12 protein-coding genes and 1 pseudogene are annotated in these 16,359 nt (G+C 50.9%); 7 read left to right on the top strand and 6 right to left on the bottom strand.

Translation table 11 applies throughout. The features are described from left to right. The first annotated feature begins 407 nt into the window (after positions 1-407). Entirely contained in the window at positions 408-1,205 is a 798-nt protein-coding gene (locus F3I20_RS16810; protein WP_223813103.1) for an SDR family NAD(P)-dependent oxidoreductase, read from the top strand. A gap of 181 nt (positions 1,206-1,386) precedes the next feature. Here the strand turns inward: F3I20_RS16810 and F3I20_RS24460 are convergent, their stop codons facing one another. The 5 genes and pseudogenes from F3I20_RS24460 to F3I20_RS16835 all read right to left on the bottom strand — a co-directional run bounded on the left by F3I20_RS24460 (position 1,387) and on the right by F3I20_RS16835 (position 5,350). Next, positions 1,387-1,635 carry a dienelactone hydrolase family protein gene (locus F3I20_RS24460; protein WP_150014321.1) on the bottom strand — a complete coding sequence of 83 codons (249 nt, stop codon included), beginning with the start codon at positions 1,633-1,635 and terminating at the stop codon, positions 1,387-1,389. Then, a pseudogene (locus tag F3I20_RS24465) lies at positions 1,632-1,790 on the bottom strand (dienelactone hydrolase family protein); the annotation flags it as partial. The gene F3I20_RS24460 and the pseudogene F3I20_RS24465, both read right to left, overlap by 4 nt. Positions 1,791-1,949: 159 nt before the next feature. Next, the gene (locus tag F3I20_RS16825) at positions 1,950-2,789 is read right to left on the bottom strand and encodes an SDR family NAD(P)-dependent oxidoreductase (RefSeq protein ID WP_150037937.1); all 840 of its coding nucleotides are present in this window, start codon (positions 2,787-2,789) and stop codon (positions 1,950-1,952) included. After that, positions 2,774-3,988, bottom strand: a complete 1,215-nt coding sequence (locus F3I20_RS16830; protein ID WP_150014330.1) for an MFS transporter — start codon at positions 3,986-3,988, stop codon at positions 2,774-2,776. The genes F3I20_RS16825 and F3I20_RS16830 overlap by 16 nt, the downstream gene beginning before the upstream one ends. Positions 3,989-4,234: 246 nt before the next feature. After that, positions 4,235-5,350: a metallophosphoesterase gene (locus F3I20_RS16835; protein WP_150014332.1), complete on the bottom strand. Its 1,116-nt coding sequence runs from the start codon at positions 5,348-5,350 to the stop codon at positions 4,235-4,237. Between the two features lie 165 nt (positions 5,351-5,515). On the opposite strand from F3I20_RS16835, the gene F3I20_RS16840 reads away from it, so the two are divergent. The 3 genes from F3I20_RS16840 to F3I20_RS16850 all read left to right on the top strand — a co-directional run bounded on the left by F3I20_RS16840 (position 5,516) and on the right by F3I20_RS16850 (position 9,688). Further along, positions 5,516-6,463, top strand: a complete 948-nt coding sequence (locus F3I20_RS16840) for a LysR family transcriptional regulator (RefSeq protein ID WP_150014334.1) — start codon at positions 5,516-5,518, stop codon at positions 6,461-6,463. A 723-nt stretch (positions 6,464-7,186) separates the two neighbouring features. Further along, positions 7,187-8,416 (top strand): zinc metallochaperone GTPase ZigA, encoded by a 1,230-nt coding sequence (gene zigA / locus F3I20_RS16845; RefSeq protein ID WP_150014336.1) that lies wholly within the window; start codon positions 7,187-7,189, stop codon positions 8,414-8,416. A gap of 93 nt (positions 8,417-8,509) precedes the next feature. Continuing rightward, entirely contained in the window at positions 8,510-9,688 is a 1,179-nt protein-coding gene (locus F3I20_RS16850; protein WP_150014338.1) for an NAD(P)/FAD-dependent oxidoreductase, read from the top strand. 3 nt (positions 9,689-9,691) lie between these two features. Here the strand turns inward: F3I20_RS16850 and F3I20_RS16855 are convergent, their stop codons facing one another. Continuing rightward, entirely contained in the window at positions 9,692-11,062 is a 1,371-nt protein-coding gene (locus tag F3I20_RS16855; RefSeq protein WP_150014340.1) for an aldehyde dehydrogenase family protein, read from the bottom strand. A gap of 462 nt (positions 11,063-11,524) precedes the next feature. Here F3I20_RS16855 and F3I20_RS16860 point away from each other — a divergent pair, with 462 nt between their 5' ends. From F3I20_RS16860 to F3I20_RS16870, 3 genes are all read left to right on the top strand, one after another. Further along, positions 11,525-12,454 carry a RepB family plasmid replication initiator protein gene (locus F3I20_RS16860; RefSeq protein ID WP_003855845.1) on the top strand — a complete coding sequence of 310 codons (930 nt, stop codon included), beginning with the start codon at positions 11,525-11,527 and terminating at the stop codon, positions 12,452-12,454. A gap of 1,554 nt (positions 12,455-14,008) precedes the next feature. Then, complete coding sequence (locus F3I20_RS16865) at positions 14,009-15,208, top strand: AAA family ATPase (protein WP_033735792.1); 1,200 nt, start codon at positions 14,009-14,011, stop codon at positions 15,206-15,208. Between the two features lie 7 nt (positions 15,209-15,215). Next, on the top strand, positions 15,216-16,187 hold the full coding sequence (locus tag F3I20_RS16870) for a ParB family protein (protein WP_150014342.1): 972 nt from the start codon (positions 15,216-15,218) through the stop codon (positions 16,185-16,187). The last annotated feature ends 172 nt before the right edge of the window (positions 16,188-16,359 follow it).

Consider the following 16,359-nt stretch of genomic DNA (forward strand, 5'->3'; position numbering starts at 1 on the left):
CAGCTTGTCTTCATTATGACGCCAGAATAATCCGGGAGCCTGACAGTGCAAGCCTGAAAGCCGTTGCTGCGCCAATGCCCGAAGATGCTCCGGTAATGACGGTGACGGTATCCTTATGTAAGAGCATATATAAATTCTCCTGTAAGTAGTTAAAGATCACCAAATAAAAAACTCAGGATTTCGGCCACTGAGCAGAAATAACCGCTTAATTCTGGCAGGAATTACAGCCAAACCATTTTATCTGGTTCAACGTCGCATTGAATTTCTCTCAATGTGAATATCTTATTGATTTTAAAGTTATTTTTATGACTGCATTTGCAGAATTATTATTTTGGCGACTTTCTGGCTTCACATGCTGATTTTCCCTGCCAGGATTAAAGTGAAATTTATAAAATAAGGGAAAAGTAATGAGTAAAAAAATGGCTTTGATTACTGGGGCGTCCAATGGGATAGGATTCGAGCTGGCGAAGGTTTTCGCCAGAAATAATTACGATATTATTGCTGTAGCAAGAAATGAAGGAAAGCTAAACGCCGCATGTGATGAGCTCCGTCAGTCCGGCGGCGCTGTGCATGCTTTTTCTGCCGATCTCAGCAGTTATGAAGAGATAGAGTCTCTCAAGAAAAAGGTTAATGAAGGAGAGTATCGCATTGATGCCCTGGTGATTAACGCAGGTCAAGGGCTGGGTGGACGTTTTATTGGTGGTACAGACCTTCAAAAAGAGCTGCAGCTTATTCGGCTAAACGTCGATTCGTACGTGCATATGTCCAAAATTTTTCTGCCAGATATGATTAAGCAAGGCGGTGGACACGTGCTGATGACCTCTTCAGTTTCCGGTACGGCACCCATTCCATTCGAGGCCATTTATGGTGCCTCTAAAGCTTTTGTGAACTCTTTTTTCTGGGCGATCCGTAATGAGCTGAAAGGCTACGGGCTGAATATGACATTGCTGATGCCCGGTGCCACGGAAACTAATTTCTTCAAAAATGCCGGTCAGTCCGATACCACCGTCGGCGCTTCTCAGATAACCAAGCCTGACGAAGTTGCTGAGCGCGCCTGGTACGCACTGATGAGCGGCCACGAATATGTGTATGGTAATGATGAAGCCGAGCATGAAGGCGACGTGCTTAATCGCCTGCAGAGCGAGTCCCAGAAAGCGCAACGGCACCGCATTATTTCTGAACCGGGTTCAGCCAGTAAAAAATAAGGTATTTTGCGGGTAAGTGAAGTTTCCGCCAGCCGGTCTGCGGATCGGCTGACACTCAGGTTACGATAAGAGCCATTAAAGAAAAACTGCATTATGGAAGAGCGATTGCAGGTTACAGAATGCCATTTCATAGCTGAACTGCGCAATCTGATCCAGAGAAACAAAGGGGTCTCTCGCCCCGTTAAGAACCAGGATCTCTCCTTTGATACCCGCCTCTGAAAGCTGGCTTTAGTGTTCTAAGCGTTCCATGGATACAGACAGTAGCGCGCAACGGCGCTCCACTGCGGGCAAGCTCCAGCACACAGTGACCACCGTAACAAAAACCTATAGCTCCGAGCCTGAGCGCATCTGTAAGGGGATTTGCAGCCATAGCCTGAAGTGCAGATTTTATTCCGTTTCGTTCTTCAGCCGTATCTTTGATCGCATTCATCTCAGCTGAAGCTTTTCAGCGGTGGCCGGCAGAAAGCCATATAAATCGGTAACCAGGGCAATATAACCTTCCCGTGCCACCCTTACCGCATGATCTATATTAGACTCAGTAATACCCATCATGTTTGGCGCAAGCACGATTCCCGGGCGAGATTGCGGGCTGTCGGCGTCATAGACGAGAAGGCCACTGAGCCGTGTTTCGCCACAATAATAAAAAGTCTCTTTTTATATGATATACATTTGCTCTTACTTTTTGCCCTCGGATAAGCGCGATCGCCGAACCGGACCAGCGTCCGGCATTACGGTATCCAGAGATTATTTATTCATCCACTGGCTGAATGCGTCTTTCCATTGTGGGTGCCAGCGGGACAACGCAGGCCGGTTTTCAAGTATGTCCTGAAAAGCCCACGCAATACGCTTTTTATCCATTTCCGGGCTGACAGTGTTATCCGGACAGATAATATAAAAATCGCCCTGCTCATAACGCTCCAGAAAGTGTTCGATTACCTGATCCGGCGTCCATGCTTCATCTGGCTTACTGTCTTTATCCGGCTGCATACCCGGAAAGTTCATATCAGTCCAGGTAAAGCCTGGTACCAGCAGGTGCGCGGTTATCCTCTCTCCGGCAATGTTTCTCAGCTCATGCGCCAGCTGTTCAGTCAGCACCTTGATACCAGCCTTCGCTACGCTGTAAGCCGCGTTTCCGGGTGGGGTAGTGATACCTTCTTTTGAACCCAGATTCACGATAGCCCCCTTTTTGTTCATGCCCAACATGGCGGGTACAAAAAGGTGCTGCACTGTAACCATGGCGAGCAGGTTCGACTCTATCTGAATGCGCCAGTCCGCAGGCGCATCCCACGGACCGCCGCCCTGCTTAATGCCGGCATTATTCATCAGCAGCGCCACTTCGCCGAACTCATTAAAAGTGATGTCCCGCAAGCGCATCAGATCCTGTTCGTTCGTGACGTCCCCTGTGACCAGACGATATTCAGTGTTCAGTGTTTTTGCCCGAGCCGCCAGCGCAGCGCCATCACGGTCAAACAGAATCAGGCGCATACCTTCCTGAGCAAAGCGTCGTGCGGCTGCGGCTCCTATCCCTTTTGCCGCACCGGTAATGACCGCAACGCGGCCTGCCTTAATTACTGATTCGGCCATGAATGACTCCTTCTGGTCATGTGAACTGAGAGAAACATCAGGACAAGGGCAAGGACGCCAAAAGCTGCACCAACCCAGCCCGTTGAAATCCAGGATCCGCCGGACGCGATGGCCAGCCCGCCAAATGCCGCACCCAGCGCATTGGAAATATTAAACGCACTGTGCGTTAGCGATGAGGCAAGTGTCTGTGCGTCACCAGCAATATTCATCATGTGTGACTGGAGTGCAGGTACCAGCGAGAATCCGTTACCCAGTAGAAAAAGCGTAATGAGCGCCGTTACTTTCCAGGGAGACAGCAGCGCGAACAGGGTAAGCATCACCAGATTCCAGAAGAGCATGCCATAAATAGCAGGGATGAGAGCCCTGTCAGCCAGTCTGCCACCAATAATATTTCCCATTACCATGCCGGCACCCCACAACACCAGAATCCATGGAACTGACGACAGTTCAAAGCCACTGATCTCCGTTAGCGCCGGCGTAATAAAACTGTATACAGCAAACATGCCGGCAAAACTGACTGACGCTACGGCAAACGTCATCAGTACCTGTGGGCTGCGCAGGGCGCTCAGCTCTTTCAGGGGGGAGGCTTTGCGATCGGCTGGCACCGCTGGAATAAAAAGCGATACCATAATGCCGGTCAGCACCAGACCGGCAGTGACTACCGAAAATGACATCCGCCATCCCAGCAACTGTCCTGTCCAGGTGACCAACGGTACACCAGCAACATTGGCAACGGCCAGGCCGAGCATGACATAACCGATATAACGCGCTTTTTGTTCTGCCGGCACCATTGAAGCCGCAACAATGGCGGCAACGCCATACCAGGCACCGTGGGGTAGCCCGGCAATGAAGCGCGCTGAGAGCATAGACGGATAGCTCCAGGCTGCAGCGCTGAGGCTGTAGCCGATAAGCGCAATAACCAGCAGCACCAGCAGCAGCGCTTTTCGTGGCAAGCGAGCAGTCATTAAAGCGATAGCCGGTGCGCCAATGACCACACCTGCAGCATAGGCACTTATATAGGCTCCGGCAGCAGGAACTGACACACCGGTTCCTTTAGCAAGGTCAGGAAGCTGACTCATCGGGGCAAATTCACCGGTTCCAATACACAGTCCACCGGCACCAAGGGCAAGCATGGCAGGGAGCAGGCCAGAAGGGGCTTTAACCTGATTCTGCCTGCCGCTGTAAGTATGTTCGGTCATAACCTGAGCGTCTCCAGAATCTGAAAGATTGTCACTGCAGGTAGTCAGGAATCCTGAAAGGGAACCGCCGCTCTCTGAAGAGCAGCGATCCTCAGCCAAAAGGGCTGATGTTATCTCTGTTAGCGGTTAAGCTCAGAAAATGCAGTGATATAGTTGAAACAAAATAAACTATAACTCAGCATCAGGCTGTGATTGTTGAAAGAGATACCGTGAGATATTGAATTAATCTCAACGATAATAACCCTGTTACTGTGCGCGTAAAGTGATGAAAGTAATTTCAGAAGGCTTTCCCAGTCGCAGCGGGAATCCGTTCCATAGTCCGGCACCATTGCTGACGTAAAGTGCCATATCCCCGACCTGATAGAGGCCTGACACAAAGCCGTTATTCGCTGATGCTGCTACTGCATCAAGTCCGCTAATCATGCCGCCGTGAGTATGGCCTGAAAGCTGAAGGCTTACGCCGGTAATCGCGCTGTTTGCAGCAGAACCTGGCCGATGATCCAGCAGGATTACCATTCCCTTTACAGACCCTCCGTTCAATGCTTTCATCAGGTCAGGTCCCTCACCGCCATATTCAGGCGCTACTTCATCAGTTACTCCAGCCAGAACAATTGAGGCACCATCTTTAGACAGACGGACATTTGTGTTATTCAGGAAATGCAGCCCAAGCCGTGTGTATTCTTCAGTCCAGGCAGCAGCATTGAAGTAATATTCATGATTACCGGTAATGGCATATACCCCATAAGGCGCCTTCAAAGAGGACAGTGAGGATACATCAGCCCGGCGGTCCCTGACCGTTCCGTCCGCTATATCACCCGTAACTACAATCAGATCAGGATGAAGCGCATTGGTCTTATCCATCACGCTCTGCATCCATGAATGAGGCAGGAGGCGGCTGGCATGCAGATCGGTCAGTTGCACGATGGTAAAGCCGTCAAATTCACTCGGCAGTTTCCGGAGCGTAAGTTCTGAACGTTGTACAACAGGCGTTTTTATGGCGTTATGCACACCCACTGCGGCAAGCAGACATGAAGCGACCAGCATTAGCATTCTTCCACCCGCTCTGCCTGTAACGGAACGGTGCAAAAAGACCCGACAAAAAATAAAACAGATGTCCTGAAGCAGCAGCATGAGAGCTAAAAATATAACGCTACCAAAAATCCATCCAAGAACGATCATGATCAGTTGGGGCAGTTCGGGAGAAAACATCGTGCCAAAGGCGAGACGGCTCAATAAATGAAATTCACATACGACCACTGCAAAGAGGCCCAGTGAAAGCTGAATTTTATTACTGAATTTCAGCTTTTTTATAAAGCGCAGGTATACATACACTGCCGGAAGCAGCGTCCATACGTGAAACATCCTTTGATCTCCAGACTGGAATGCAACCGTCCGACTGTCAAAGAGACATTGTACTGGTTGCATAAAATTTGTGAATTTAACTAAACTTAACACTTTTAACAAAGGGTTATGTTTAGTGTCCTGCAAAGGGGCGTTGAGTTTTGCTCATGTATAGAAGGCACATTTATGTCAGTCACACCTACTCCTCGTCTTTCACGTAGCGATCTGGCGGATTTAAATGCTTTTCGCGTTGTTGAACGATTACGCAGCTTCACCAAAGCTGCCGTTGAGCTTGGGATCACCACCTCTGCTCTCAGCCACGCAGTCCGTAATCTTGAAACACGCCTTGGTGTTCGGTTGCTGAACCGTACGAGCCGGACGGTTGCTCCGACCGAAGCGGGTGCAAGCCTGGCCTTGCGGCTGGATGCAGGCTTTCGTGAGATAGGAGACGCTTTAGATGAAATTAACCGGATGCGGGATCGGCCAGTCGGGCGGTTACGACTGAACGTCCTGAGCGACGGGGCAAGGTTAATTATGGCTCGTCACCTGCCGAAATTTCTGAGTCAGTATCCGGAAGTTGAAGTAGAAATCAGCGTTGATGATCGAATGGTAGATATTGTTTCTGAGGGGTTTGATGCTGGCATTCGTTTTGGCGGGACAGTTCCGGAGGATTTAGTTGCCGTCAAACTGGGCCCTGAGTTGAAATGGGTTGCCGTCGCGTCTCCGCGTTACCTCTATCATCGTCCCCTTCCCGCCACGCCGGATGATTTGCGCGCTCACTCCTGTATTCAGCTGCGAACGGGCCAGGGGATAATTTATAAATGGGAATTCAGCAAGGGGGATGATTATCGTGCAATCGATGTCCCAGGACAGATTTGTGTCAGTGAGACAGCGTTAGCCATTGAGCTTGCCCTTGCCGGAACTGGCATTGCGTATTGTCTGGAAAACCGGGTATCACATTATATCCAGGAAGGTAGTTTGCGGATCGTGTTGCCTGACTGGGCACCTACAGAACCGGCTATGCATCTGTATTACCCTGGACACCGACGCATTCCTCAAGGGCTAAGAGAGCTCATTGATATGCTGCGAGAAGAAATTTCGGCTGAAAGCCGCAGCAATGAGGGGCGGCCATAAATCTAACTATTCAGGACTTCTTATCAGATCACGACATATGTTGTCGCAGAAGTCGGAAGAGCTGGCATGTTCAGTTTAATAATGTCCGCTTATGGCACAAAGCGGACATTCATTTTGGCCAATCATTTGGTGCTCGAAGTTCACTTAAATTCCGAGTAATACATAGCTAGCCCATGAATGCCGCTTTAGCGGCATGGAGACGCCTGATGTCGTTGAGGATAACACTGAGGTTAAACGGCGCCGTACGCCCGGCGTAGCCGGTTACAGACGTATAAATTCTGCCATTCCATACTCTTCATTGAACAGCCTAAACCAGTTTTCAGCAATGAATGAGGTCAGGTAACCCCTCTAACCCCGGGAAGCGGGCTTCACGGCGCTGGCGACTGAAGGGCGTGATTTCCGGGGCCTTAGCTTGCTGCTGACGCTTAGGGGAATGTTCATTAAACTTTCAACGATGGCCTTGGAAATTAATACGGTAGCTGCTGAATTACCAGCTCAGCAGACCGGTAACGATATCGCCCTCCTGCCAGCGTATCGTAGAGGTTTTCTCGCCGCGTCTGACGACGGACATCAGACGGGGAACCAGTGTAAGTTGCTGCATTTCCTCTCCTTTCTTTAAACCCACTTTGAGAACTGCCACAAAACCAGAAATCCGGATTGAAAACAGTGTTATTAATGTTATGTTATAACATAATTATTTAACTTCATCTGACAGGTAACAGTATGACACTCTCTTCTCAGACATCTGGCGATCCACGTCTGCCGGTTGCGGTTCTCTCTGGTTTTCTGGGTGCCGGTAAAACCACGCTGCTCAATCATATTCTGAATAACCGTGAAGGACGGCGCATCGCAGTCATCGTCAATGACATGTCTGAAATTAATATTGATGCGGCTCTGGTGCGTAATGGCGGTGCCCAACTGTCCCGCACTGATGAAAAGCTGGTCGAGATGAGTAACGGCTGCATCTGCTGCACGCTGCGTGAAGATCTGCTGCTGGAGGTGAAACGTCTGGCGCTGGCTGGTCGCTTCGACCATCTGGTCATTGAATCGACCGGCATTTCTGAACCGCTGCCGGTGGCTGAAACTTTTACCTTTGAAGACGAAGCGGGTGAAAGCCTTTCAGCTTATGCCCGGCTGGATAGCATGATTACCGTGGTGGATGGCTTCAACTTCCTGCGCGATTACCGTTCAGTCGATGATCTTCAGTCTCGCGGCGAGTCGCTGGGCGAGCAGGATGAGCGATCGGTGGTTGATCTGCTGGTAGATCAGATTGAGTTCTGTGATTTGCTGGTGCTGAACAAAACGGATCTGCTCAGCCCGACGGAGCTGCATCAGCTGCAGGGCATGCTGCGTGCACTCAATCCACACGCTCGCATTGTAAACAGCGAGTTCGGGCAGGTTCCGCTGGACTGTCTGCTGAATACCGGCCGGTTTGATTTTGACCGGGCAGCACAGGCACCTGGCTGGCTGCAGACCCTGCGGGGCGAGCATCAGCCGGAATCGGAGGAGTATGGGATTCGCAGCGTTGTCTATCGCGCCCGTCGCCCTTTTCATCCCCAGCGTTTCTGGGAGGTTGTAAACCACCAGCTCGACGGCGTGATTCGCTCAAAAGGTTACTTCTGGCTGGCCACCCGACCCGAATTTGCGGCGATCTGGTCGCAGGCGGGCGCGGTGGCTCGTCAGGGTTACGCCGGGCGCTGGTGGGTCAGCGTGCCGCGAGACAACTGGCCACAGGATGCAGACTCACTCAACTTCATCGCTGAGCAGTGGCAGGAAGGCATCGGTGATGCGCGTCAGGAGCTGGTGTTTATCGGCATAGATATGGATGAGCAGCACATCATTGCCGCACTGGATCACGCACTGCTGACACCTCATGAGATGGCTGCAGGGCCAGAACACTGGATTACGCTGGACGATCCACTGCCTGCCTGGTTTGATGAGATAACTGCCTGACGCAACGGTTGACCGCACACTGTCGCTCCGCAATAGTAAAACGTCCCGGCGGGTGCCCATCACCCGCTGATTTCTGTTCAGGAGAAGCCGGATATGCCACAACGTATAGCTGTTATCGGTGCAGGCGTGCTGGGTTTAGCCGTCGCGCAGTCATTGTCCCGCCGGGGCGCACAAGTCACTGTCTTCGACAAAAGCTTGCCTGGCAGTGGCACCAGCCAGATCAGCTACGCCTGGGTCAATGCTAACGGCAAAGAACCCGGCCATTATCATGAACTCAACGCCCAGGCGATAAACGAGCACAAGCGATGGCAGGCGAGCCACCCTGCATTGCCCCGCTGGCTGCTTGAAACCGGCTCGCTGGAGTGGGCAGCCGATGAGTCATCCCTGCGCCAGCTGGCGCAGCGTGCAGCAAAGCTTGCTACGCTGGATTACCCCGTTGAGAAGCGTAGCCGCGCTGCGCTACTGGGCACCCTGCCCGGACTACGGCTCGATCCCCGCATTCAGCATGCGTGGTTTTTCCCTTCGGAGTGCCTGCTCCATCCCAGCCTGTTCATCGCTTCTCTGCTTGCCGACCTGCGCGCCAGTGGCGGGCAGCTGGTCTGCAACAATGAGGTAACCACACTGACTGAATCGGGTCGGGATGTGCATCTGACGCTGGCCAGTGGTGATGAGTGGCACGGGGATCAGCTGGTGCTGGCAACCGGTCGCTGGGCACCTGAGCTGATCAGCCAGTGTGGACTTGAACTGGCGATGACCGATGCGAACCGTGCCGATCCTGTTGCCTGCAGTTTTCTGGCGCAGACACAGCCTTTGCCGATTCTGCTTAACTGCAATCTCATTACCCCGGAACTGAATGTGCGGCCGGATGGCGGAGGACGCCTGATGCTGCAGGCTCTGGATCTTGACCAGCATGCCGATCCGTCACGCCCCGCTTCTCCGGAGGGGCTGACTGGCAAAGAGATGCTGCGTCGGTTGCGTCGGCTGTTTAACAATGCGGAAGGGGCGAGGATTGAGCGGATTGAAACGGGACAGCGATCGCGCCCGGCAGATGGATTACCCGCACTGGGCTACATCAGTGACTCAGCACGCGTTTATCTGATGGTCAGCCATAGTGGCATGACCCTTGCGCCCTTACTGGGCAGACTGGTGGCTGAGGAGATGCTGAGCGGTACACCTTCACCGATGCTGAGTGGGTTTGCCCCGCATCGGTTGCTGCGTCCGCTCAGTGAGGTCGCTAAAACTGCACCCGCCTATCTTCCGGCAGCGCAGTAAATACTAGCGGCGATTTTTCCACAGGGTCTGCACGTTACAGAATTCGTGCACACCAAAGTGGGACAGTTCACGACCATAACCGCTTTTCTTCACGCCGCCGATGGTCACCCGCGGATCGGACGCGCCGTTGCCATTAATAAACACGGCACCGACTTCCAGCTGCAGCGCCAGCCGATCGGCAGTTTCTTCGTTACCGCTCCAGACAGTAGCACTGAGGCCAAATTCGCTGTCGTTAGCGATCTCCAGCGCATGCTGAGGATCCCGTGCTACGGCAATGGCCGCGACCGGACCAAACAGCTCCTGCCTGAACGCGGTCATGGTGCTGGTAACGTCAGCGAGAATGGTTGGCGCATAGTAGTTACCCTGCCCTGCCACCTTCTCACCACCCAGCACCAGACGCGCACCTTCACTAAGGGTCGCTTTTACCTGTCCGTCGAGCTCGTCGCGCAGATCGGCGCGTGCCATCGGGCCCAGGAAGGTGTTTTCATCCAGCGGATCGCCCATTTTCAGTGCCTGTACCGCTGCTGTGAAGCGCTTTTCAAACTCTTCCGCGATGGGGGCTTCCACAATAAAGCGTTTGGTCGCCATGCAGACCTGCCCGGTATTCTGGAAACGTCCGATTACGGCTGATTTCACTGCTTCATCGAGATCGGCATCAGCCAGCACGATAAAGGGATCGGATCCGCCCAGCTCCAGCACTGTTTTCTTGAGCGCTGCACCTGCCTGTGCCGCGATTGCTGCACCCGCCCGTACGCTGCCGGTAACCGCGACGGCAGCAATGCGGTCATCTTTAATCGCTACCGAAACACCGTCGTTGTCGACATTAATCAGGTTAAAGCCACCCGCAGGCAGATCGGTTGCTGTGAACAGCTCAGCCATCAGTGTGGCGCTTCCCATGACGTTTGGCGCGTGTTTCAACAGATAGGTGTTACCTGCCAGCAATATGCTGACTGCGCCCCGCAGAACCTGCCACAGGGGGAAATTCCATGGCATGACCGCCAGGATCACCCCAATGGGACGGAATCGCTGCCATGCGTCAGTAATCTGAGTGGGCTGATCGGCCAGCATCGCCGGGCCATGTTCTGCATACCAGTCGCACAAATTTGCGCATTTCAGTACTTCCGCGCGAGCCTGTGCAATGGGTTTACCCATTTCCAGCGTAATCATGCGTGAAAGATCCTGTTCTCTCAGACGGATCTGTTCACCGAGCTGACGCAATACGCGCACCCGGTCACTCATACTGCTGTGCTGCCATGCTGCAAAAGCAGAAGCGCTTTCTGTCAGAGTCTGTTCCAGTTCGGTGCTGTTCTGCAGAGGATAGCGTGCCAGAATGTCACCTGTTGCAGGGTTTCGTGATAGAGCATATTCAGTCATGGTGCTGTCTTCCTCATTCGTTCAGTGATAGAGAAACGATACGCGCTGTAGTTAATGATGAAAAATGAATAATAGTGAGGAAGTTCGTTATCGATTGAGAATATCGGAATTGCAAAAGCAGTATTCTGGAAGTCTGAAGGGTTTGCGGAGATGATGCTATTGCGGCACCTGTCCGTGTGTCTGAAAATGATACCTGCCAGTCAGTTATCCACTTATACACTGACTCGATCCTAAAAAACGATCCTTAATAGATCATAGAGAGATCCTAAGAGATCCCCGATCGTCGCAGGCCGCACCCCGTAAGGGCTCAAAGGGTGATCGCGTTCACTATAATCAGTAAAGTGTTCACTGTAATCAGTACTTTATTCACTGTACCAGGTAGAATGTTCACTGTAAACAGTGCTAATGTTCACTGTAGTCAGAAAACGATCCTTTTCATCCACAGAATGAAGATCTTACGCCATGGCAGATAAAGACAACGAAAACAAAGCGTTACTTGAACCTTTTCTGTCAGTGACCAAAAACAGTGGTGAAGTTATTCAGCTTCATCCCAACAAGAATAATACTGTTCAGCCGGTAGCATTGATGCGTCTTGGACTGTTTGTGCCGACGCTGAAATCAACCGCGCGGGGTAAATCCGGCGCTATGGCATCAACGGATGCGACGAAAGAGCTGAAGAATCTGACGCTGGTGAAGGCGGAAGGCTACGAAAAGATTACCATTACCGGCGCACGGCTGGATATGGATAACGATTTCAAAACCTGGGCAGGTATTATTCAGTCCTTTTCGCGTTATCCGACCAAAGGCGATACCGTTACACTGCCGTTTATCGATTTTGTGAAGATGTGCGGCATTCCCTCTGCCAACTCGTCTGCCGCACTACGTAAGCGTCTTGATGCTTCTCTGCGTCGCATTGCAACTAACACGCTCTCCTTTGAAGGCAACGGCAAGGCGTATCATACCCACCTTGTCCAGTCTGCGTATTACGACCGCGAAAAAGATATTGTGCGGATTCAGGCCGACCCCAAACTATTTGAACTCTACAACTTCGATCACAAGGTGCTGCTTCAGCTTCGTGCAATATCCCGCCTTAAGCGTAAAGAGTCTGCACAGGCGCTCTATACCTTCCTTGAAAGCCTTCCGACCAATCCGGCACCGATATCGCTGGCACGCCTGCGTATGCGCCTCAATCTCGGCTCAAAGACCACCACGCAGAACCATGTGGTGCGGCGTGCGATGGAGCAACTGAAGGAAATTGGTTATCTGGATTATTCAGAAGTGAAACGTGGCCGCTCAGTCTTTTTCATTATCCATAGCCGAACACCTAAGCTTGATGGCATCGGTAATCTGGAGAGCATCGATTCACTGGATGAAATTGAGTTTGAGGATTAACTCCTTAGGTTCACTGTAATCAGTATTTTTGCGTGGCAGTGTCACTTTTTCGTTGCCGGTGACATTGCATCCTTCATCTCTCATTCACTGTAATCAGTACTTACCCTCTATTCACTGCAATCAGTAACGTTCACTGTAATCAGTAAACGGGGCACGTTTTTGTATCATACTTTCCTCCCCTCTTTTGCTGTCGTTCCATGCCATAAGGCTTATAAAGTAAGTTTGTGCTTACAAACTAATTGACAAGCGCCTTCGGACATTGGCTTTGCTGATTACAGTGAACGTTCTGATTCAGGCAGGTCAGCGCCTCTCTCTGATGATTCTCGTTGAGCACTTTACTGATTACAGTGAATGTCAGCGCTCACGTTCATCACGGCTGACGTGCGTCCTGTATGGAGGCGCTTTAACTCATCACTACTGCCAGCGTGACACTGTTACTGATTACAGTGAATGTTTGCCTGTTGGCATCGTCATAGCACCGGCGTGCAGCGAATTCCCCTGTCCGTTACTGATTACAGTGAACGTTGTAGCAAGAAGCTACCTTCACCACGATGATCCTCAGGAATGCTGCTTTACTGATTACAGTGAATGCTATGCTGAATACAGTGAATGATAGCTCAAATTTGACGCAACGCTTTGCCGCTTCTACTGTTTATAGTGAATATTGGAGGGAAAGCAGTAATGACATAACTGATGTTCAGGGGGGATGTCTGTCGGCCCGAGCGTTGTCAGAATCGAATTGATATCTCTCTTCGTATCACAGCTTTTCTGTCTTCAATTTCGATCGAACTTAACCAGCGCTTCTGCTGATTACAGTGAATGTTCCGATAGCAAGACTCCTCATTTACTGACTATAGTGAATATTCGCTATCCCCTCGTTACTGATTACAGTGAACGTCATTGGGCTGACCTGTTCATTTATGCCGATTCATTCTGGCTCCCAAACTCTGGTTGCCTGTTGTCTCATCAGCTTCTGATGGTTTTATGAACCAGATAGGATTTGTCGGCTCCTTACTACTGACTACAGTGAACGGTTATTCAATTCAGCTTCCTGTCCTGCTATCTGATTAGCGAGTTTACTGATTACAGTGAACGTGACTACTGCCTGGGTATTGGGACATGACATTACTGATTACAGTGAACGTTAAGCTCACTCAGCGCCAGGTATCAACCCCGCTTACTCGCACAGGCTTTCAGATTAGGGTTTGTTTTCTGCACCACTACCTTAAGTTCCTCCGGTAATTCATCTGATAGAGAACTGACCTTACTGATTACAGTGAACGTTAAGACTCATCTTCGCGCTTAGAACAATCCATTTCACCCTGCTCTCTCTGCGGATCGATTTCTGCTGATTACAGTGAATGTTTTGCTGATTACAGTGAACGCTGTTCATCTTTGAACTGGAAAAGTAGCAGGGCAGAAGTAATTGTGTGATGAACCTCACCAAAACCCGTGCTGTTACCTAAAAGTGAAGATTAAGTTGAAAAGATAACTTATTGCCTCACGTGCAGGAATTCTGTATAAAGTCACAAATCCTACATGTTTGGAGCAACGATGGCTAACGACGACAAGCAGGTGATGAAGGTTGCACAGCGTTCTGAACGCATGCTGCTGAGCCTCACCGACCAGATTCAGGCGCAGAAGCAGGAACTGCATGAAAATACGTACTACCAGGTTTATGCCAAAGCGGCGTTAGCAAAGTTGCCCAAACTGACAAGAGCCAGTGTTGATTACGCTGTAAATGAGATGGAAGAGAGCGGTTATCAGTTTGATAAACGCGCGGCCGGATCTTCCGTTAAATATGCGATGTCGATTCAGAACATTATCGATATCTATCATCATCGAGGCGTGCCGAAATATCGCGATCGCCACAGTGATGCCTACACTATTTTCGTGGGTAATCTGAAGGGTGGCGTGTCTAAAACGGTTTCTACCGTTTCGCTGGCTCATGCACTTCGTGCCCATCCTCATCTGCTGTTTGAAGATTTGCGAATTCTGGTGATTGACCTTGATCCACAGTCCTCAGCAACCATGTTTTTAAACCATGAACGTTCAGTAGGGCTGGTGGAAGCGACAGCGGCACAGGCAATGCTCCAGAATGTCACCCGTGATGAGCTGGTGAACGAATTTATCGTTCCGTCGATTATTCCGGGTGTCGATGTGCTGCCTGCCTCGATTGATGACGCCTTTATCGCCTCAAGCTGGGACCAGCTTTGCGCAGAGCATCTGCCGCAGCAGAATGTTCATGCCGTGCTGTATGACAACGTCATTGCTAAACTGAAGAAAGATTATGACTTTATCTTTATCGACAGTGGCCCGCATCTTGATGCTTTCCTGAAGAACGCCATTGCGGCCTCTGATCTGCTGATGACGCCTGTACCACCGGCTCAGGTCGACTTTCATTCCACGCTCAAATACCTGACGCGTCTGCCGGAACTGATTGCGATTATCGAGGATTCCGGCGCCACCTGTCGCCTGCAGGGCAACATTGGCTTTATGTCTAAGCTATCGAATAAAGCCGACCACAAGCTCTGTCATAGCCTGGCAAAAGAAATATTTGGTGGTGACATGCTTGATGCTGCCCTTCCCCGCCTTGATGGTTTCGAACGTTGCGGCGAATCCTTTGATACGGTCATCTCCGCGAATCCTTCGACTTACGTCGGCAGCAGTGAAGCATTGAAAAATGCAAGATCCGCCGCAGAGGACTTTGCAAAAGCCGTCTTTGACCGTATCGAATTTATTCGCCTGAACTGAGGTTTTTATGAGCGCAAAAAGAATCACGATTGGCCGAACCTTCAGCCAGACCCCGCTGGAAAATGAGACACCGGATAGTCAGCACAATCAGACATTCGTTCTGGCTACGGGCAAGCGCGCCCTGTTTCGTTTTGAACGCATTGCCGCCAGTGAAGTTGAAAACAAGACATTCGTGACAATGGAAACCAATGGGCGCGACCAGGCGGGGCTGACACCCGATTCACTGCGCGATATTATCCGCACCATTAAGCTTCAGCAGTTCTTCCCGGCGATTGGCGTAATGCGCGATGACCGCATTGAGATTCTTGACGGCTCACGTCGGCGTGCGGCTGCGCTTTACTGCAAAACCGGGCTGGACGTGCTGGTCACTGATGCCGCTATTAGTGCCGATGAGGCCCGCAGACTGGCGCAGGATATTCAGACGGCCCGCGAACATAATCTGCGGGAAGTAGGAATGCGCCTGCTGGCGTTAAAAGATGGTGGGCTTTCGCAAAAAGAGATCGCTGAGAATCAGGGATTATCGCAGGCGAAGGTCACCCGTGCTCTTCAGGCAGCCAGCGTTCCGTCCGATTTGATCTCACTTTTCCCTAATCACGCTGAGCTGACTTATCCGGATTATAAAGCGCTGTTACAGGCGGCTGACAAATTAAGTGAATCCGGCCAAAGCATTGAAGCTCTGATTAGTTCTATCTCGCGGGAGATAGATGTGGTTTGCGCCCGCGAAGGGCTTGCCGAGGATGAGCTGAAAAATCACATTTTGCGTCTGATTCGACAGGGTAGCCAGACATTGATTAAAGAGCCTGAGAAAGATAAAACACAGGCGACTGCGCTCTGGTCTTTTGCTGATAAAGATCGTTTTGCACGTAAGAAGGTACGTGGTCGGATGTTCAGCTATGAATTTAACCGGCAGTCGAAAGAGTTGCAGGAAGAGCTGGATAAAGTCATTGCTGAGACCCTGAAAAAATATCTCAATCGTTAATGTACACGCATCCAAAGAAGCCAGCGTCTGACGCTGGCTTTTTTTATTGCCAACTTAAAACCACGTCCTATGGACGTGGTTATCGCCTCGGTTCTGGCTCTGCCTGTAAAGACCTGCCCATGTCAAACTCCTCATCTGTTGTCCCCACAACTGATAAGGAAATTCAACATGA

This window comes from Candidatus Pantoea gossypiicola, from assembly GCF_008632075.1.
In the GTDB taxonomy this organism is placed as follows: domain Bacteria; phylum Pseudomonadota; class Gammaproteobacteria; order Enterobacterales; family Enterobacteriaceae; genus Pantoea; species Pantoea gossypiicola.